We start from the raw sequence: 17,558 nt of genomic DNA, 5'->3' as shown, positions 1-17,558 counted from the left end.
CCTGAGCCGCCCAAGCCGACCCTCGATTCCAATCGGAGCCCGAAATGCGCCTGTCCCGCTTCTTCATCGACCGGCCGATCTTCGCCGCGGTGATCGCCATCATCATCACGCTCGTCGGCGCGATCTCGTACTTCTTCCTGCCGGTGTCGCAGTACCCCGAGGTCGTGCCGCCGACGGTGACGGTCACCGCCACTTACCCGGGCGCCTCGGCCGAGACGGTGGCGGACACCGTCGCCAACCCGATCGAGCAGGAGATCAACGGCGTCGACGGGATGCTCTACCTCTCCAGCCAGTCGACGGGCGACGGGCGGGTGACGATCACCGTCACTTTCGAGCAGGGCACCGACCTCGATGAGGCGCAGGTCCTGGTGCAGAACCGAGTCGCCATCGCCGAGCCGCGCCTGCCCGAAGAGGTCCGCCGCCTCGGCATCGTCACTCTCAAGACGACGCCCGACTTCCTGCTGATCGTCAACCTCATATCGCCCGACGGCTCGCTGAGCCGCGAGTACATCTCGAACTACGCGCAGACCCAGATCCGCGATCGCCTCGCCCGCATCGAAGGGGTCGGCGACGTACGGCTGTTCGGCCAGCGCGAGCTTGCCATGCGCGTGTGGATCGATCCCGGCCGCGCCGCCGGGCTGAACCTTACCGCGGGCGACATCGTCTCGGCATTGCGGGCGCAGAACGTGCAGGTCGCCGCGGGCACGCTGGGTCAGCCGCCGAGCGCGGGCAGCGCCTTCCAGCTCAACGTCGAGACGCAGGGCCGCTTCACCGATCCGCAGCAGTTCGAGGACGTGGTGATCCGCACCGACGCCAGCGGGCGCCAGGTCCGCGTCGGCGACGTGGCGCGGGTGGAGATCGGCGCCGCGGACTACAGCACCTCGGCCTATCTCGACGACCGCGACTCCGTCATCGTCCCCGTGCTGCAGGAGCCCGGCTCCAACGCGCTCGCCTCCGCCGAAGCGGTCCAGGCAGCAATGGAGGAACTGTCCGCCGAATTCCCCGCGGGCCTTGAATACCGCATCGTCTACAACCCGACCGAGTTCATCCAGCAGTCGGTCGACGCGGTGGTCGAGACCCTGCTCGAAGCGATCGTCCTGGTCGTGCTGGTGATCGTGGTGTTCCTGCAGAAGTGGCGCGCCTCGCTGATCCCGGTGCTGGCGATCCCGGTCTCGCTGATCGGCACGTTCGCGGTGCTGGCGATGCTCGGCTACTCGCTCAACAACCTCTCGCTGTTCGGGCTGGTGCTGGCGATCGGCATCGTCGTCGACGACGCGATCGTGGTGGTCGAGAACGTCGAGCGGAACCTCGAAAGCGGAATGAGCCCGCTCCAGGCGGCGCGCACGTCGATGGACGAAGTCGGCGCCGCGCTGATCGCCATCGTCCTCGTGCTCTGCGCGGTGTTCGTGCCGACGCTCTTCATCGGCGGCATGTCGGGCGCGTTCTACCAGCAGTTCGCCGTGACCATCTCGGCGGCGACGGTGATCTCGCTGATCGTCTCGCTGACGCTCTCCCCGGCGCTGTCCGCGATCCTACTCCGTCCGCACGAGCGTGCGCCGGACGGTGCTTACTGGCGCCAATTGGCCGAGCGAGCAGGCGACAAGTTCAACCGCGCGTTCGACCGCTTCAGCGAAGCCTATGGCCGGCGGACCGCCAAAGTCGTGGCGATGCCCCGGCGCATGATGGCCGCTTATGCCGGCCTGATCGCGCTGACCGGTGCGGCGCTATGGATGACGCCGACGGGCTTCATCCCCCAGCAGGACCAGGGCTACTTCCTGACCGTGATCCAGCTTCCGCCGGGCTCCGCCACTTCGCGCACCGACACGGTGATGAAGAAAGTCGCCGAACGCATGCTGCCGATCGACGGCGTGAAGGGCACCGTCATGCTCTCCGGCTTCGACGGCACGTCCGAGACGCAGTCTGCCAGCGCCGCCGCAGCGTACTGGATCCTCGACGATTTCGAGGAACGGGGCGCCAAGGGCCAGACCGTCGATGCGCTGATCGCCGAAGCGCAGAAGGCCACCGCCGATATCAACGAAGCGCGCCTGATGATCGTCAAGCCGCCGGTGATCCGCGGCATCGGCTCCGCCGGCGGCTTCCGCATGATGATCGAGGACAAGAATGGCCAGGGTTACCGCGAGCTGCAGGACATGGTGAACGCGGTGATCGCCGAGGCCAACCAGCAGGAAGGCCTGGCCGGGGTCTACACGTTCTTCGACACCGGGACCCCGCGCGTCCGCGCCGACATCGATCGCGACAAGGCGCAGATCCTCGGCGTGTCGCCTTCGCGCGTGTTCGAGACTCTGCAGGTCTACCTCGGCTCGGCTTTCATCAACGACTTCAACCTGCTCGGCCGCACCTACCGGGTGACCGCACAGGCCGATGCACCATACCGTGAGAGCGCTTCGGACATCGCCAACCTGCAGACCCGTTCCGACAACGGCTCGATGGTGCCGATCGGCTCGGTCGCCACGCTGAGCGACACCACCGGGCCGTACCGCGTGACCCGCTACAACCTCTCGCCCGCGGTGGCCGTCGACGGCGACACGGCTCCGGGCTTCTCCACGGGCCAGTCGCTGGAGACGATGGAAAGAGTGGCGGACGAGGTGATGGCGCGCGGGTACGACCACGAATGGACCGGCATCGCCTACCAGCAGAAGTATGCCGGCAACACCGCCGTGCTGGTCTTCGCGCTCGCCGTGCTGCTCGTCTTCCTCGTGCTCGCCGCGCAGTACGAAAGCCTGGTCATGCCGCTGGCGATCATCCTGATCGTGCCGATGTGCATCCTGGCGGCGATGGTCGGGGTGAACCTGAGAGGCATGGACAACAACGTGCTGACCCAGATCGGCCTCGTTGTGCTGATCGCGCTGGCGGCCAAGAACGCGATCCTGATCGTGGAGTTCGCCCGTCAGGGAGAACTGCAGGACGGGCTCACCCCGGCTGAGGCCGCGGTCCAGGCGGCCAAGACCCGGCTGCGGCCGATCCTGATGACCAGCTTCGCCTTCATCCTCGGCTCCGTGCCGCTGGTAATCGCGACCGGCGCTGGCGCGGAGCTGCGCCAGGCGCTCGGCACGGCGGTCTGTTTCGGCATGCTCGGGGTCACCGGCTTCGGCCTGATCTTCACGCCGACTTTCTACGTCGTCAGCCGCGCCCTGGGCGACCGTATCGACCGCCTGCGCGGCGGCAGCGGCCGCCACCAGGCCGTCCTCCAGCCTGCCGAATAGGTGCCATGATGAGATACCGCCACTTCGCTCTCGCGTCCCTTTCCGCGCTCGCCCTTTCGGGGTGCGCGGTGGGGCCGGACTATGCTGCGTCTTCCCCCCGCCCAGCGTCTTCCGGCCCCTTCATTTCCGCCGGCGATCCCGCCTTCGCCGCCGCGCCGCTGCCCGCCGACTGGTGGCGGCTCTACAACGATCCCGTGCTCGACACGCTGGTGGCCGAAGCGCTGGCGGCGAACACCGATGTCCGCCAGGCGGTCGCCCGCATCGAGCGAGCGAGGGCCGGCCTGCGCGGCGCGCGCGGTGACCGCCTGCCGCAGGGCTCGGTCGGGGCGGGCGCAAGCTACGGCCGCGTTCCCGAAAGCCAGGTTCCGGCCGGCGCCGATCGCCAGGACTGGTCTTACGACGCCGGGATCGACGTCGCTTACGAGGTCGACCTGTTCGCCCGCGTCAGCCGGGGCGTCGAAGCGGCACGCGCCGATCTCGCGGCCAGCGAAGCCGAGGCCGATGCCGTGCGCGTCATGGTCGTCGCCGATACGACCCGCGCTTATGCCGACGCCGCATCCGGGGCGGCCCGGCTGCGCGTGGCGCGGGAGATCGTCGAGCTGCTGAGCCAGTCGCTCGAGCTTACGCGCAAGCGCCATGCCGCCGGGCTCGAAAGCGGCCTGGCCGTGGCCCGCATCGCCACTTTGCGGGACCAGCGCGCCGCCGACATTCCCGCGCTGGAAGCGGCCCGCGCCGCCGCGCTGTTCCGCCTCGCCACGCTGACCGGCCGCGCGCCGGCGGAACTGCCGCCGATCGCCGGCGAGCGCAGCATCGTGCTGGAGATCGAGCAGGCGATCCCGATCGGCGACGGCGCCACGCTTCTCGCGCGCCGGCCAGACATCCGCTCCGCCGAACGGCGCCTCGCGGCCGATACGGCGCGGATCGGGGTCGCCACGGCGGACCTCTACCCGCGCATCACCCTCGGCGGCTCGCTCGGTTCGACCGGGCCTGACATCGGGGACATCTTCACCGGCGGCCCACTGCGCTGGCTGGTCGGCTCGCTGCTGAACTGGTCCTTCCCCAACCAGGAGGCGATCCGCGCCCGCATCGATGCGGCGGAGGCGGACACGCAGGGCTCGCTCGCCGCGTTCGACGGCGCCGTGCTGACCGCGCTGGAGGAAACCGAAACCGCCCTGTCCAACTATGTCCACGCCATCGAGCGCCGCGCGGCGCTCCAGTCCGCCAGCCAGGAAGCCGAACGCGCCGCGCGCATCGTCCGCGCCCAGCAGCGGGAGGGCACCACCAACTCCCTCGACCGTCTCGACGCCGAGCGGACCCTGGCGGAAGCAAGGGCCCAACTCGCCGCGCAAGATGCCGAAGTCTCCCGCGCGCAAGTCGACGTGTTCCGGGCGCTGGGCGGAGGGTGGTCGTAGCGGGGCGATCCGTCGCCGCTGGGGCGGAGTTTTGCTGATGGGCAAGGCGGCCCGCTCGTGCCCGTCCGGGCGCACCGGCCCCGGCTGAGGGATGGATGCTGAAACAAGTTCAGCATGACGGGTTGGGGAGGGAGGTGAGGAGGGGCGGCACCCTGCTCGCCTATCGTCACCTAGTTCCCTCCTCGTCACCCTGAACTTGTTTCAGGGCCCATTTCACCGCTGGGGCGGAGCTTGCTCATGGGCAAAGCGGGACCCGCTCGAGTTCGTCCGGCACACCGCTAGCTGAAGGCCGTGTCGGAAAACCTTACAACCATTCCGCCGGCCCCCATCGCGTTAACCATCGTCATCCGCGGAAAGGCTGGGGAGCTGCAGCCTGGCACGCACCGTGCTACTATAGAACCGTCTTCGACAAGAGGCGGGGCTGCTCCCTGGTTACGCGGCTCCGCCTCCCCGAAGCCACCGGACACAAAAAAAGCCCCGCGGAAGCGGGGCTTTTTGTTTGCGGAGGCGAAGCGGTCAGTTGGCCTTGGTGACCTGCTTTTCCTCGAGCAGTTGCTTCAGCTCCCCGGCCTCGTACATCTCCATCATGATGTCGCTGCCGCCGACGAACTCGCCCTTCACGTAAAGCTGGGGGATCGTCGGCCAGTCGGAGAACGCCTTGATGCCCTGGCGGATCTCGCTGTCCTGCAGCACGTCGACGCTGTCGAAGTCGACGCCGCAATGCTCGAGGATCGCCACGGCGCGGCTGGAGAAGCCGCACTGCGGAAACAGCGGGGTGCCCTTCATGAACAGGACGACGTCGTGCTCGTTGACGATCTTGGCAATGCGTTCGTTGGTATCGGACATTTTGTTTACGGCCCCGGTGGGTTAGTGACTGGTTGTCTGTCAGTTGGGGACGGCGGTTGTCAGTTGCAAGGCGTGGAGTTCGCCGCCCATCCGCCCGCCGAGCGCTTCGTAGACCAGCTTGTGCTGCTGGACGCGGCTCTTGCCCGCGAAGGCGCTGCTGACGACGTGCGCGCGGTAGTGGTCGCCGTCGCCGGCGAGGTCCTCGATCTCCACTTTCGCATCAGGCAGGGCCGCCTCGATCAGGGCCTGGATCTGCGCGGCGGGCATCGCCATCAGGCTTCGCCCATGAGCTGCCGGCGGGCCTCGACGGATTTCTCTTCCAGCACCGCGCGGACTGTCGCTTCGTCGACATCGCAGCCGGCGCTGGTAAGGTCGCCCAGCACTTTGCGGATCACGTCCTCGTCACCGACTTCCTCGAAATCGGCCTGGACGACTTCCTTGGCATAGGCGTCGGTCTCTTCGGGCGTCAGGCTCATCTTCTCGGCTGCCCAGTGGCCGAGCAGGCGGTTGCGGCGGGCGGCGACGCGAAAGGCGGTTTCCTCGTCCATCGCGAACTTGCGTTCCTCGCCGCGCTCACGATCCTTGAAGTCGGTCATTTTGGCCTCGCTTTGAATGGACGGAATAGGGTGGCTGGACTCACGCGGCCAGTGACGTTCCGCGGGCGATCCAGGGCATCTCTGCCTGCTGGCGCGCCTCGTATGCTTCGATCTGTGCCGCGCGGCCGAGCGTCAGGCCGACTTCGTCCAGCCCTTCCAGCAGGCAGTGCTTGCGGAACGGGTCGATTTCGAACGTGAAGCGGTCCTGGAACGGGGTGGTCACCGTCTGGCTGTCGAGGTCGATCGCGATCGGATCGGTCTCCGCCACTGCCAGCAGGCGGTCGACGGCCTCCTGCGGCAGCGCGACGGTCAGGATCCCGTTCTTGAAGGCGTTACCGGCGAAGATGTCGGAGAAGCTCGGCGCGATCACCGCCGTCACGCCCATGTCCAGCAGCGCCCAGGCGGCATGCTCGCGGCTCGATCCGCAGCCGAAGTTGTCGCCGGCGATGATGATCGGCGCACCGGCGAAGCGCGGATCGTCGAACACGTTGCCTTCCTCGCCGCGCAGCGCTTCGAAAGCCCCGCGGCCGAGGCCCTCGCGCGTGACGGTCTTCAGCCAGCGCGCCGGGATGATCAGGTCGGTGTCGACGTTGTTGCGGCCGAACGGGTAGGCGCGGCCTTCGACTTGGCGGAGCGGTTCCATCAGTCGGTCTCCGGCGGTTCGCCCGAGGGGATCGGCGGAAGCTGGTCCGGCGTCTTCTTCTTGCGCCGGTTCGCATAAAGCAGCGCCGCGGCGATCGCCGCCGAGCCGATGGCGCCGGCGATGGCCGCTTTGCCTGAAGTCGGGATGCGTTTGGTCATGGGAGGATTTGTGGCGCTGCGCGGCTCCGGAGACAAGGGGTCATGGGAGGAATTCGCCTATCGCGCGCCACAGCCTGCGTTTCTCGGCCAGCGGCATGGCCGCGTAGGCCGGGCTGGAGGAGGGCAGGGGAAGCAGCGCCAGCCCGCTGTTCGCTAGCAACACGCCGGCGATCCTGGCCGACGTCGCGCCGTTGAAGGCGACGGCGCGAAGTTGGGGCAGCGAAGCGGCGAGATCGGCAAGCGGATTGTGCTCCGCCTCCCGGATCGCGGCATCCAGGCTGCCGCTGCGCTGCGCGGAGGCGACGGTGTCCCACAGCCCGATGCGGGCGGCGAGCAGCGCGGCCAGCCGTGCGTCGTAGTCGAGCACCTCCAGGTCGCGCCCGATTACCTCGCCGATCAAGCGCCAGAACAGGTTGCGCGGATGGGCATAGTATCGCTGCTCCGCCAGCGAGCGCTCCCCCGGCAGGCTGCCGAGGATGAGCACCCGCGTGTCCGGCGCCACGACCGGCGGGAAAGAGGACTTGCGGATCATTGCTCGCGAAACGCCCCGGGCACCCTTGCCGGCGCCCGGCTCAGGTGTCGGAGGTGAAGCGCTTCACCTTAACCGGCAGCTTCTTCCCCTTGGTCCGCCGCGAGGGGATCTGCACCGGGTTCTTCTTCTTCCACTCCGCCCAGGTCATCGGCCCGTCCGGCGTTTCGACAATCTCGTCATCCAGCGCCATGTCTGCTCCTCAAGATCGTGCCGGCCGGGCCCTGTGCCAGCTTACTGGTGCATGTAGATGGCCCGCTCGTGCGAGAAGGCCTTGAAGCCGAAATAGCCGTGATAGCTGCCCGTGCCGCTCTGGTTCACGCCGCCGAACGGAAGCTGGTTCTCCAGGTAGTGCGAGAACACGCCGTTCACAGTCACCCCGCCGGAGGAGGTGCGGCTGAGGATCTTCTGAACGTTGCCCTCGTCGTTGCTGAAGATGTACAGCGCCAGCGGCTTGTCGCGCGCTGCGATGTAGCTGATCACCTGGTCGATGTCGTCGTAGGTCATCACCGGCAGGACCGGGGCGAAGATCTCTTCCTGCAGGATCTTCATCTGCGGCGTGACGTCGGTCAGCATCGTGGGGTGGATCGTCAGGTCGTCCTCCTCCAGCTCGCCGCCGGCGGCCACCGTCGCGCCCTGGGCCACCGCATCGTCAAAAAGTGCCTTCACACGGGCAAAGTTGCCTGCGTTGACGATCTGCGCGATGCTTTCCTTCTTGATCTTGCCGTCCTCGTAGAGGTTCTTCACGACGTTGGCTTTGAAGGCTTCCACCAGGCGGTCCTTCTGGTCTTCCCGAACGAAGACATAGTCCGGGCTGATGCAGGCCTGGCCGCCATTGAACTGCTTGGCGGCGGCGAGGTGAGCGGCGATCTCCTCGACGTTCGCGCCCTCGTCGACGATGACCGGGGACTTGCCGCCCAGCTCCAGCGTCACCGAGGCGAGGTGCTTGGCCGCCGCGGCCATGACGATCTTGCCGACGCGTGTGCTGCCGGTGAAGAAGATGTGGTTGAACGGCAGCTCGAGCAGCTCCTGCGCCACTTCCACGCCGCCTTCGAACAGGGCCACTTCGTTCTCGTCGAACACTTCGCGGACGATCACCCCGGCGATGCGGGCGGTGTTGGGGCAGAGGTCGGTGAGCTTGACCATACAGCAGTTGCCGGCGGAGACGGCCGCCGCGAGCGGGCCGAAGGTCAGGCCAAGCGGGAAGTTCCACGGGCCGAGGATCAGGCACACGCCGCGCGCCTCGTAGGCGATCATCGCCTTGTCGTTCGGGTTCTTCGAGGGGGTTACCTCGGTCGGCTTCATCCAGTCGTCGAGGCTGTCGATGTTGAGCTGGATGTTGGCCACGACGTTCATCACTTCGGTGACGCGGATCTCGCCTTCGGGCTTGCGGGTGTCCTCCCGCACGGCCGCGACGATGTCGTCGGCGTGGGCTTCCACGGCGGCCTTCAGCTTCTGGAGCTTCGCCCTGCGCTCTTCGGCGGTCGAGGCTTTCACATCCCACTGATGCTGCTGCTGCAACGCGAACACGCGCGCCAGTTCCTGGGAGCTTGCCGGGGCGGTCTGGGTGATAGTGGACATGGGTCTTCTGCCTATGATTCTGGGGGTTGGGCGCCTTGTAGGTGGTCCCTCCACAACAAGACAAGAGACGGTTTCTTTTCGGCCCCGGCCCCTCCGACACCTCATCCTCGCGCGAATAGGTAGGAGGGTGAGAGCCTGCGCGCCACCCCGCTTCCGTTCGTGGTGAGCTTGTCGAACCACGACCTGGCGCGTGCCTCGCGTCCTTCGACAGGCTCAGGACGAACGGGACCGAGGCATGACGCTCGAATGGCAGCGCCGCTCCGCATGAAAAAGGGCCGCGGGGATTGCTCCCCACGGCCCTGATTTTCGCTCCTAAGGCTTAGCCTTAGTCGTCCTTGAGGAACGCGGGCATGTGATCGGGATCGCTGCCGCCTTCCTTGTCCTCACGCGGGCCGCGGTCGTTGCGGGGACCACGGCCACCGCCGCCACCGCCGCTGCGACCACCACGGTCGCCGTCACGGCGCGGACGGCGATCGCCGTCGCCGCGGGGACCGCGATCGCTACGCTCGCCGCGCGGTTCGCGCGGTTCGCGTGCCGGACGCGTGTCTTCCAGCTCTTCGCCGGTTTCCTGGTCCACCACACGCATCGACAGACGGACTTTGCCGCGGCTGTCTACCTCGAGGACCTTGACCTTCACTTCCTGGCCTTCGGAGACGACATCGGTCGGCTTCTCGACCCGCTCATTGCGCATCTCGGACACGTGCACGAGACCGTCCTTGCCGCCCATGAAGTTCACGAACGCGCCGAAGTCGACGATGTTCACGACCTTGCCGGTGTAGACCTTGCCCACTTCGGCTTCCTCGACGATGCCGAGGATCCACTTCTTCGCGGCTTCGATCTGGTCGAGGTCGGAAGAGGAGATCTTGATCACGCCTTCGTCGTCGATGTCGACCTTGGCGCCGGTCTCCGCGACGATCTCGCGGATCACCTTGCCGCCGGTGCCGATGACGTCACGGATCTTCGACTTGTCGATCTGGATCGTCTCGATGCGCGGGGCATGGGCCGAAAGCTCGCTGCGAGCCGAGCCCAGGGCCTTGGTCATCTCGCCAAGGATGTGCGCGCGGCCGGCCTTCGCCTGCTCGAGCGCCTTGGTCATGATCTCCTGCGTGATGCCGGCGATCTTGATGTCCATCTGCAGGCTGGTGATGCCCGCTTCGGTACCGGCAACCTTGAAGTCCATGTCGCCGAGGTGATCCTCGTCGCCGAGGATGTCGGAGAGGACTGCGAACTCGTCGCCTTCCAGGATCAGGCCCATCGCGATGCCCGAAACCGGGCGTTCGATCGGCACGCCGGCGTCCATCATCGACAGACAGCCGCCGCAGACCGTCGCCATCGAACTCGAGCCGTTGGACTCGGTGATGTCGGACAGGATGCGGATCGTGTAGGGGAAGTCCTCATGCTTCGGCAGGAGCGGGTGCAGGGCGCGCCACGCCAGCTTGCCGTGGCCGATCTCGCGGCGCCCGGGAGCACCGAAGCGGCCCACTTCACCAACCGAGTAGGGCGGGAAGTTGTAGTGCAGCATGAAGCGCTGGTAGCTCAGCCCTTCCAGCCCGTCGATCATCTGCTCGGACTCCTTGGTGCCGAGCGTGGTCGTGCAGATCGCCTGCGTCTCGCCGCGGGTGAACAGCGCCGAACCGTGGGTGCGCGGCAGGAAGCCGACCATCGCTTCGATCGGGCGGACCTGGTCGAGCGCGCGGCCGTCGATGCGGCTGCCGTCCTTGAGGATCGCGGTGCGGACGACGTCCGCTTCGACCTTCTTGACCAGCTTGTTGGCGGTCATGCTCGTCTGTCCGTCGGCGTCGGCGTAGTGCGCCTTCACTTTGGCACGGGCTTCGTTGAGCGCGTTGGAGCGGGCCGACTTGTCGGTCAGCTTGTAGGCGGCGGCAATGTCGTCGCCGATCAGCTTCTTGATCTCGGCCTTCATCGCCGAGTTGTCGGTGGTGTCGAGTTCCCACGGATCCTTGGCGGCCTGCTCGGCCAGATCGATGATCGCGCCGATGACCTTGCGCGATTCCTCGTGCGCGAACATGATCGCACCGAGCATCTCTTCTTCGCTCAGTTCGCGAGCTTCGGATTCCACCATCATCACCGCGTCTTGCGTGGCGGCAACGATGAGGTCGAGACGGCCTTCGGAAAGCGCGGCGTCCTGCTTCGGGTTGAGCACGTACTCGCCGTCGACGAAGCCGACGCGGCAGGCGCCGATCGGGCCCATGAAGGGCACGCCGGAAATGGTCAGGGCAGCGGAAGCGGCGACCATTGCCACGATGTCCGCCTCGGTCTCGCCGTCATAGGACAGCACCTGGCAGATCACGTTGATCTCGTTGTAGAACCCTTCGGGGAACAGCGGACGGATCGGACGGTCGATAAGGCGGCTGGTCAGCGTTTCCTTCTCAGTCGCCCCGCGCTCGCGCTTGAAGAAGCCGCCCGGGATGCGCCCGGCCGACGAGAATTTTTCCTGGTAGTGAACGGTCAGCGGGAAGAAGTCCTGGCCTTCCTTGACGCTCTTCGCGGCGGTGACGGCGCACAGCACCACGGTTTCGCCGTAAGTGGCGAGGACCGCGCCGTCTGCCTGACGGGCAATGCGGCCGGTTTCCAGAGTGAGGGTCTTGCCGCCCCACTCCAGCGATACGGTTTTCGTGTCGAACATTGGATTTCCTTCGTGAACCCGCCGTGCCCTATTGCAGGGCGGGGCCTCTGTGCCGGGGTTTCCGTCCCGGTCCGGTGCGGGGCCTTTTCATGCCCCAAAGGCCCCTCCGCCGAAATGCGAAGGACGACCCTGTCACGTGGTCGCAGCGCGGAAGCGGAAATCCTGTTCCCGGCTTTGCGCTGGTTCCATATGCGAAAAGGGCGGCCCGATTGAGCCGCCCTTCGCTAAACTCTTACTTACGCAGACCCAGCTTCTGGATCAGCGCGTTGTAGCGCTCGACATCTATCTTCTTGAGATAGGCGAGCAGGCTGCGGCGCTTGTTGACCATCATCAGCAGGCCGCGGCGCGAATGGTTGTCCTTGTGGTGGCCCTTGAAGTGCTCGGTCAGGTTGCGGATGCGCTCGGTGAGGATCGCGACCTGGACTTCGGGGCTGCCCGTGTCGTTCGGATCGCGTGCGTGATCCTTGATGACTTCCTGCTTCTTTTCAGCTGTAACCGACATTCTCTTACTCCGCGGTATCGGGAAGGTTGAATCCCCTGACGACTTTCGCCGTCCCCTCGGAAAGCTCCATCAGCGCCACCGGAACAGTGCCGGCCTTGGCAAGATAGAGCCCGTCGGGTTGGGGCAATCCGGATAGGACCCGGCCCTGGCGGGCCGCCTGCGCACTATCCGGATCGAGGGGGAGGGCCGGGATACCGTCCAGCCCCGCCTCGAGCGGCAGGAGGTGGTCTTCAAGGCGCGCGCCCTGACCGATCGTGTTCAATTTGTCCAGCGAAATCGCCTGGGTTTCACCGAACGGCCCGGCCCTGGTGCGGCGCAGGAACGTGACGTAGCCGACCGTCCCGAGCGCATGCGCGATGTCGCGCGCCAGGCTGCGGATATAGGTGCCCTTGCTGACATTCGCCACCAGGGTGACGCTGTCGGCGAGTTCCAGCGGCATGCGCGGGTCGAACGGATCGGGCCGCCCGGCGGTGGTGGCGAAAGTGGACCAAACATCCTCCCCGGCACGGGGAGGGGGACCAGCTGCAGGCTGGTGGAGGGGGCCCGCCGCCAGGTGCTGCGCTTGCGGCAAGCCCCCTCCACCACCGAGTTCTGCCTCCGGCAGAGCTTCGCTTCCGTCGGCGGTCCCCCTTCCCGTGCCGGGGAGGATCTCCAGCGAATGGATCGTCACCCGCCTCGCCACCATCTCGACCTGCTCGCCGGCCCGGGCGCGGTCGTAAGCGCGCTCGCCGTCGATCTTGAGCGCGGAATAGGCCGGCGGGACCTGCTCGATCTCGCCAGTGAAGTGCTCCAGCACCGCGGCGACGGCGGCCAGCGGCGGCCGGCGGTCGCTGGTGAGCACGACCTCCCCTTCGGCATCCAGCGTGCTGGTCTCCGTGCCGAACTCGATCGTGAACTCGTAGACCTTGCTGGCATCGAGCATGCGCCCGGCCAGCTTGGTCGCTTCGCCCAGCGCAATCGGCAGCACGCCTTCGGCCAGAGGGTCGAGCGTGCCGCCGTGGCCGATCTTCACCTTCGGGTAGCCGCCCTGGCGCAGATTGCGCTTCACCGCGGCGACCGCTTGGGTCGAGCCGAGGCCGCGCGGCTTGTCGAGGATGAGCCAGCCGTGCGGCGCCGGCTTCGCGGCGTCAGGCACCGGCGAACATGTCCGCCAGCGACAGATACTGCCCCAGCGCCCAGTTGACCGGCGGGCCGATCGTGTTCTCCAGCACGCCAAGCCCGGGTGCGAACCAGGTCAGCGCAATCAGCGCGACGAGGAGCAGCATTCCGAACGGGCGCAGCCGCTCGTAATGATGGACCCACCGGCGAGGCAGCGCGCCCTCGACGATGTGCGATCCGTCGAACGGCGGGATCGGCAGCAGGTTGAACATGCCGAGGAACACGTTGGTTAGGATGAAGTAGAACAGGCCGGTGGCGAAGAGATCGGCGGTGCCGTCGGCTCCCCCCAGCATCGACAGGCCGGTCTCCGTGCCCAGGAACTGCGCGCCGAGGGGCAGCGTCAGGCCCAGTGCCACAGCGGCGATGGCGGCGAGTACAAAGTTTGTGCCAGGCCCGGCCGCGGCGACCGCCATCATCCCGAAGCGAGGATTGTCGAGGCGCCCTTTCACCACCGGCACGGGCTTGGCCCAGCCGAAGATCGGACCGCCAACCAGCGCGAGGAATCCGGGCACGAGCAGCGTTCCGATCGGATCGACATGGCGGATCGGATTGAGGGTGAGGCGGCGCCGCTCCTTCGCGGTCGGATCCCCGAGCGCGAGCGCAGCCCAGCCGTGGGCGACTTCGTGGAAGACGATGGCGATGACCAGCGCCGGGATCAGCACCATGGCGGCGACGAGAGTTTCGTTCATCGGCAGGCAGATAGGCAGATGCGCCGGCGGGTGCCAGCTTTCTCGGCCCTGCGGACGCCGGCTACTTCTCGCCCAGGTCCCGCGCCACGCGCGGGTTCGACAGCAGCCGATCGATCTTATCGGCCACGTCGAAGCTCTCGTCGTTACGGAACTGGAGCTTCGGCGCGAACTTGAGGCCGAGCCGCTGGGCCACTTCGCGCTGGAAGAACGCGGTGTTCCGCTGCAGCGCCTTGAGCACTACCGCCTCGTCCTCACCCAGCAGGGGCTTCACGTAAGCGGCGGCCTGGCGCAAGTCGGGCGTCATCCGCACTTCGGTGACGCTGACCGAATGGGCGCTGAGCGTGTCGTCGTGCACTTCACCGCGGGCGAGCAGCTCGGACAGGATGTGCCGCACGCGCTCACCCACCTTGAGGACGCGAACCGACTGCTGTTCGGGTTGTCCGGCCATGTTCAATCTCCCATCTTCTGGAGCATTCGCCGCAGCGAACGCAAGTTGCGCGCGGTGGAGCGGAAATCGAAGAGCTTGGTCCTGGCCATGGCCTGGGTCAGCTTCGAGTTGCCGACCCCTTCGCGGAAATCGACGAAGAACTCGCGCTCGCCGGGGGCGATCCGCTCCGGCCCGGTATAGCCGGCGGCGAAACGTTCGAACGCCTCCCGGTCGAGCGGCCGATCGAGAAACACCGTGTGCACCTGGTTCTCCTCGCCGTCCGCTACGAAAGGATTGCCCTCGATCGCGGCCTCCAGCTCGTCTTTGCTCCGCACGGCCGCGAAGGTGTCGATGTCGAACCGGTCCTTGACGATCCAGGCGAGCATCTCGGCCAGGCCGTCGGACGGCCGTTCGTCATACGAGAACAAGATGTTCCCGCTGGCGACGACCGTCTCCACGTCCTCGAAATCCTCGCGCTCGAGCGCCTCGCGCAATTCGCCCATCGTGACGCGGTTGCCGCCGACATTGATGCTGCCGAGCAGGGCCAGATAGCGGGCCATTGGTTGCAGTTTCCGGCGTTACAGCGTCCGTTCGCGCTCCTCGACCTCGAACACCTCGAGCATGTCGCCCGGCTTGATGTCGTTGGTGTCGGCCAGGACCACGCCGCATTCGAGACCGGAGCGGACTTCGTCCACATCGTCCTTGAAGCGCCGCAGCGAAGCGATCGTCGTCGCCGAGACGATGACGTCCTGGCGGGTGAGACGGGCGTAAAGACCCTTGCGGATCGTCCCTTCGGTGACCAGCAGACCGGCAGCCTTGTCCTTCTTGCCGGCCGGGAAGACCTGCTTGACCTCGGCACGGCCGAGCACGTTCTCGATCTTGAGCGGGCCGAGCACGCCGGCCATCTCTTTCGCGATCTCGTCGGTCAGGTGATAGATGACGTCGAAGTACTTCATCTCCACCTTGTCGCGGGCGACGAGCTGGCGCGCCTTGGGGTTGGGGCGCACGTTGAAGCCGATGATCGGCGCGCCCGTGGCGGCCGCCAGCGTAACGTCGCTCTCGGTGATCGCACCGACGCCGGCGTGCAGCACGCGGACCTTGATGTCGTCGTTCGAGAGGTTGTGCAGCGCGGTGTTGATCGCTTCGACCGAACCCTGGACGTCGGCCTTCACCACGACGGGGAACTCGACCACGTCGCTCTGCAGGCTGGTGAACATCGTATCGAAGTTCGTCGGCGCCAGAGCGGTGCGCTTCTCGGTCGCCTTCTCCTGGCGGTACTGCGCGGCTTCGCGGGCCCGCTGCTCGTTCTCGACCACGGACAGCTGGTCGCCGGCCATCGGCACGCCGCCGAGGCCGAGGACCTCGACCGCCATGGACGGGCCGGCTTCCTTCACCTGCTTGCCCTTGTCGTCGATCAGCGCGCGCACGCGGCCGCTCTCGGTGCCGACGACGAACACGTCGCCGCGCTTGAGCGTGCCGCGGGTGACGAGTACGGTCGCGACCGGGCCGCGGCCCTTGTCGAGCTGCGCTTCGATCACGGTCGCTTCTGCGTCGCGATCCGGGTTGGCCTTGAGCTCGAGCAGTTCGGCCTGGAGCAGGATCTTCTCGATCAAGTCGTCGAGGCCCTGGCCGGTCTTGGCCGAGACTTCCACGTCCTGCACGTCACCGCTCATCGCCTCGACCACGACTTCGTGCTCGAGCAGGCGCTCGCGGATGCGCTTGGGATTGGCTTCCGGCTTGTCGATCTTGTTGATCGCCACGATCATCGGCACGCCCGCCGCTCTCGTGTGATTGATGGCCTCGATCGTCTGCGGCATGATCCCGTCGTCGGCCGCGACGACCAGCACGACGATGTCCGTCACATTGGCGCCGCGGGCACGCATTTCGGTGAATGCCGCGTGGCCCGGAGTGTCGAGGACGGTGATCTTGTCCTTGCTCTTGGTCGTGATCTGGTAGGCGCCGATGTGCTGGGTGATGCCGCCGGCTTCTCCCTTGACCACGTCGGTGCCGCGCAGCGCGTCGAGCAGCGAAGTCTTGCCGTGATCGACGTGGCCCATGATCGTGACGACCGGCGGGCGCGGCTGCAGCGTCTCTTCCGGATCGACATCCGTCGTCGTGTCGACGTCGGCGTCGCTTTCGGACACGCGCTTGATGTTGTGGCCGAACTCTTCGACCAGTAGCTCCGCGGTGTCCTGGTCGATCGTCTGGTTGACGGTCACCATCATGCCGAGGTTGAACAGCGCCTTCACCAGGTCGGCGCCCTTTTCGGCCATGCGGTTGGCCAGTTCCTGCACCGTGATCGCCTCGGGAACGACGACGTCGCGGACCTGCTTGTCACGTGCCTTGGCCTGGCCGCCGAAGTGGGCCCGGCGTTCCTTCTCACGGGCGCGCTTGAGCGCTGCGAGCGAACGGGCGCGGGCGCCTTCGTCCTCATTGAACGCGGTCTTGACCGAAAGCTTGCCGCCGCGGCGCTTGTCCGCGCGGTCGGGAACGCGGGCTTCGACACGGCCCGGCTTCTTTTCTTCGCGCTTCTTCTCCGGGCGCTTGACCTCCGGCCGGGCGACCGGGGTGAAGCGGCGCGGGGCGGGGGCGGAAGTGGCTTCCTCGCCACCTTCCGCCGGCGTGGCCGCCGGTGCGGCAGCCTCAGGCTCCGCGGCCTGCGGTTCGGGCTGCGCTTCGGCTTCCTTCGCAGCGGGCTCTATGGCCGCGGGTGCTGCGGGAGCTTCTTCGGCCATGCGCTTTTCCTGCGCACGGCGCTTCTCTTCCTCGATCGCGCGGGCTTTTTCCTCTTCCTCGCGGCGGCGCATTTCCTCGGCCTGGCGCAGGCGATCCTCTTCGGCCTCGCGCTGCAGGCGGGCGACGCGCTCCTGCGGCGTTTCGGCGGCCGAGCTGGCCGGCACGCGCCGGGGCGGGGGGGCCGGAGCGGGAGCCGGGGCTGCGACCGGAGCGGGCGCAGGCGCGGGCGTGGGTTCAGGCGCCGGAGCGGCGGCTTCGCCGGGCTTGCTCAGCTTGCGGCGACGCTTCACCTCCACCGCCACCTTGTTGGTGCGGCCGTGGCTGAAGGTCTGCTTGACCTCGCCCGCATCGACCGCGCGCTTCAGGCCGAGCGGCTTGCGGGGGGCGGGGGTCTCGTTGTTGTCGCTCAT

General features: G+C 67.1%; 17 protein-coding genes. 2 read left to right on the top strand and 15 right to left on the bottom strand.

All coding sequences use genetic code 11. From position 1 onward, the window contains the following. The first annotated feature begins 44 nt into the window (after window positions 1–44). Both GRI75_RS12800 and GRI75_RS12795 read left to right on the top strand, forming a co-directional pair. Window positions 45–3,224 (top strand): efflux RND transporter permease subunit, encoded by a 3,180-nt coding sequence (locus tag GRI75_RS12800; RefSeq protein WP_160747385.1) that lies wholly within the window; start codon window positions 45–47, stop codon window positions 3,222–3,224. A 5-nt stretch (window positions 3,225–3,229) separates the two neighbouring features. Continuing rightward, window positions 3,230–4,636: an efflux transporter outer membrane subunit gene (locus GRI75_RS12795; RefSeq protein ID WP_407925147.1), complete on the top strand. Its 1,407-nt coding sequence runs from the start codon at window positions 3,230–3,232 to the stop codon at window positions 4,634–4,636. A 516-nt stretch (window positions 4,637–5,152) separates the two neighbouring features. On the opposite strand, the gene grxD is transcribed toward GRI75_RS12795, so the two are convergent. The 15 genes from grxD to infB form a co-directional block, all read right to left on the bottom strand. Beyond that, window positions 5,153–5,482, bottom strand: a complete 330-nt coding sequence (grxD, locus tag GRI75_RS12790; RefSeq protein ID WP_160747384.1) for a Grx4 family monothiol glutaredoxin — start codon at window positions 5,480–5,482, stop codon at window positions 5,153–5,155. Window positions 5,483–5,521: 39 nt separating this feature from the next. Further along, on the bottom strand, window positions 5,522–5,755 hold the full coding sequence (locus tag GRI75_RS12785) for a BolA family protein (protein ID WP_160747383.1): 234 nt from the start codon (window positions 5,753–5,755) through the stop codon (window positions 5,522–5,524). Further along, window positions 5,755–6,078 carry a DUF1476 domain-containing protein gene (locus tag GRI75_RS12780; protein WP_160747382.1) on the bottom strand — a complete coding sequence of 108 codons (324 nt, stop codon included), beginning with the start codon at window positions 6,076–6,078 and terminating at the stop codon, window positions 5,755–5,757. Before GRI75_RS12780 ends, GRI75_RS12785 begins: the two co-directional genes overlap by 1 nt. A gap of 40 nt (window positions 6,079–6,118) precedes the next feature. Then, the gene (gene leuD, locus GRI75_RS12775; protein ID WP_160747381.1) at window positions 6,119–6,721 is read right to left on the bottom strand and encodes a 3-isopropylmalate dehydratase small subunit; all 603 of its coding nucleotides are present in this window, start codon (window positions 6,719–6,721) and stop codon (window positions 6,119–6,121) included. Next, complete coding sequence (locus GRI75_RS12770) at window positions 6,721–6,879, bottom strand: isopropylmalate isomerase (protein WP_160747380.1); 159 nt, start codon at window positions 6,877–6,879, stop codon at window positions 6,721–6,723. Before GRI75_RS12770 ends, leuD begins: the two co-directional genes overlap by 1 nt. A gap of 40 nt (window positions 6,880–6,919) precedes the next feature. Beyond that, window positions 6,920–7,411 carry a DNA-deoxyinosine glycosylase gene (locus tag GRI75_RS12765; protein ID WP_160747379.1) on the bottom strand — a complete coding sequence of 164 codons (492 nt, stop codon included), beginning with the start codon at window positions 7,409–7,411 and terminating at the stop codon, window positions 6,920–6,922. Between the two features lie 40 nt (window positions 7,412–7,451). Next, window positions 7,452–7,601, bottom strand: a complete 150-nt coding sequence (locus GRI75_RS14485) for a hypothetical protein (RefSeq protein WP_202389758.1) — start codon at window positions 7,599–7,601, stop codon at window positions 7,452–7,454. Window positions 7,602–7,642: 41 nt separating this feature from the next. Then, window positions 7,643–8,989: an aldehyde dehydrogenase family protein gene (locus GRI75_RS12760; RefSeq protein WP_160747378.1), complete on the bottom strand. Its 1,347-nt coding sequence runs from the start codon at window positions 8,987–8,989 to the stop codon at window positions 7,643–7,645. A 325-nt stretch (window positions 8,990–9,314) separates the two neighbouring features. Next, window positions 9,315–11,636 (bottom strand): polyribonucleotide nucleotidyltransferase, encoded by a 2,322-nt coding sequence (gene pnp / locus GRI75_RS12755; RefSeq protein ID WP_160747377.1) that lies wholly within the window; start codon window positions 11,634–11,636, stop codon window positions 9,315–9,317. A gap of 232 nt (window positions 11,637–11,868) precedes the next feature. Continuing rightward, window positions 11,869–12,138, bottom strand: a complete 270-nt coding sequence (rpsO, locus tag GRI75_RS12750) for a 30S ribosomal protein S15 (protein ID WP_160747376.1) — start codon at window positions 12,136–12,138, stop codon at window positions 11,869–11,871. 4 nt (window positions 12,139–12,142) lie between these two features. Further along, complete coding sequence (gene truB, locus GRI75_RS12745; RefSeq protein ID WP_160747375.1) at window positions 12,143–13,273, bottom strand: tRNA pseudouridine(55) synthase TruB; 1,131 nt, start codon at window positions 13,271–13,273, stop codon at window positions 12,143–12,145. Further along, window positions 13,266–13,985, bottom strand: a complete 720-nt coding sequence (locus GRI75_RS12740) for a site-2 protease family protein (protein ID WP_160747374.1) — start codon at window positions 13,983–13,985, stop codon at window positions 13,266–13,268. The genes truB and GRI75_RS12740 overlap by 8 nt, the downstream gene beginning before the upstream one ends. Window positions 13,986–14,046: 61 nt before the next feature. Beyond that, window positions 14,047–14,433, bottom strand: a complete 387-nt coding sequence (rbfA, locus tag GRI75_RS12735; RefSeq protein ID WP_160747373.1) for a 30S ribosome-binding factor RbfA — start codon at window positions 14,431–14,433, stop codon at window positions 14,047–14,049. A 2-nt stretch (window positions 14,434–14,435) separates the two neighbouring features. Further along, window positions 14,436–14,972, bottom strand: a complete 537-nt coding sequence (locus tag GRI75_RS12730; protein ID WP_160747372.1) for a DUF1697 domain-containing protein — start codon at window positions 14,970–14,972, stop codon at window positions 14,436–14,438. A gap of 18 nt (window positions 14,973–14,990) precedes the next feature. Then, a complete protein-coding gene (infB, locus tag GRI75_RS12725; RefSeq protein WP_160747371.1) occupies window positions 14,991–17,558 on the bottom strand; it encodes a translation initiation factor IF-2 in 2,568 nt (855 codons plus the stop codon).

This window comes from Croceibacterium soli, assembly GCF_009828065.1.
Classification (GTDB): domain Bacteria; phylum Pseudomonadota; class Alphaproteobacteria; order Sphingomonadales; family Sphingomonadaceae; genus Croceibacterium_B; species Croceibacterium_B soli.
The sequence above is the reverse complement of the archived record's forward strand: the minus strand, read 5'-3'. Positions and strand labels throughout refer to the sequence as shown.

Excerpts from the sequence above, each read along its gene's own strand:
- GRI75_RS12795 (WP_407925147.1), top strand. The coding sequence starts at position 3,230 with ATGATGAGATACCGCCACTTCGCTCTCGCGTCCCTTTCCGCGCTCGCC.
- infB (WP_160747371.1), bottom strand. The coding sequence starts at position 17,558 with ATGAGCGACAACAACGAGACCCCCGCCCCCCGCAAGCCGCTCGGCCTG.
- GRI75_RS12730 (WP_160747372.1), bottom strand. The coding sequence starts at position 14,972 with ATGGCCCGCTATCTGGCCCTGCTCGGCAGCATCAATGTCGGCGGCAAC.
- rpsO (WP_160747376.1), bottom strand. The coding sequence starts at position 12,138 with ATGTCGGTTACAGCTGAAAAGAAGCAGGAAGTCATCAAGGATCACGCA.
- GRI75_RS12760 (WP_160747378.1), bottom strand. The coding sequence starts at position 8,989 with ATGTCCACTATCACCCAGACCGCCCCGGCAAGCTCCCAGGAACTGGCG.
- GRI75_RS12780 (WP_160747382.1), bottom strand. The coding sequence starts at position 6,078 with ATGACCGACTTCAAGGATCGTGAGCGCGGCGAGGAACGCAAGTTCGCG.
- rbfA (WP_160747373.1), bottom strand. The coding sequence starts at position 14,433 with ATGGCCGGACAACCCGAACAGCAGTCGGTTCGCGTCCTCAAGGTGGGT.
- GRI75_RS12770 (WP_160747380.1), bottom strand. The coding sequence starts at position 6,879 with ATGACCAAACGCATCCCGACTTCAGGCAAAGCGGCCATCGCCGGCGCC.
- GRI75_RS12765 (WP_160747379.1), bottom strand. The coding sequence starts at position 7,411 with ATGATCCGCAAGTCCTCTTTCCCGCCGGTCGTGGCGCCGGACACGCGG.
- GRI75_RS12740 (WP_160747374.1), bottom strand. The coding sequence starts at position 13,985 with ATGAACGAAACTCTCGTCGCCGCCATGGTGCTGATCCCGGCGCTGGTC.
- GRI75_RS14485 (WP_202389758.1), bottom strand. The coding sequence starts at position 7,601 with ATGGCGCTGGATGACGAGATTGTCGAAACGCCGGACGGGCCGATGACC.
- GRI75_RS12785 (WP_160747383.1), bottom strand. The coding sequence starts at position 5,755 with ATGGCGATGCCCGCCGCGCAGATCCAGGCCCTGATCGAGGCGGCCCTG.
- leuD (WP_160747381.1), bottom strand. The coding sequence starts at position 6,721 with ATGGAACCGCTCCGCCAAGTCGAAGGCCGCGCCTACCCGTTCGGCCGC.
- pnp (WP_160747377.1), bottom strand. The coding sequence starts at position 11,636 with ATGTTCGACACGAAAACCGTATCGCTGGAGTGGGGCGGCAAGACCCTC.
- grxD (WP_160747384.1), bottom strand. The coding sequence starts at position 5,482 with ATGTCCGATACCAACGAACGCATTGCCAAGATCGTCAACGAGCACGAC.
- GRI75_RS12800 (WP_160747385.1), top strand. The coding sequence starts at position 45 with ATGCGCCTGTCCCGCTTCTTCATCGACCGGCCGATCTTCGCCGCGGTG.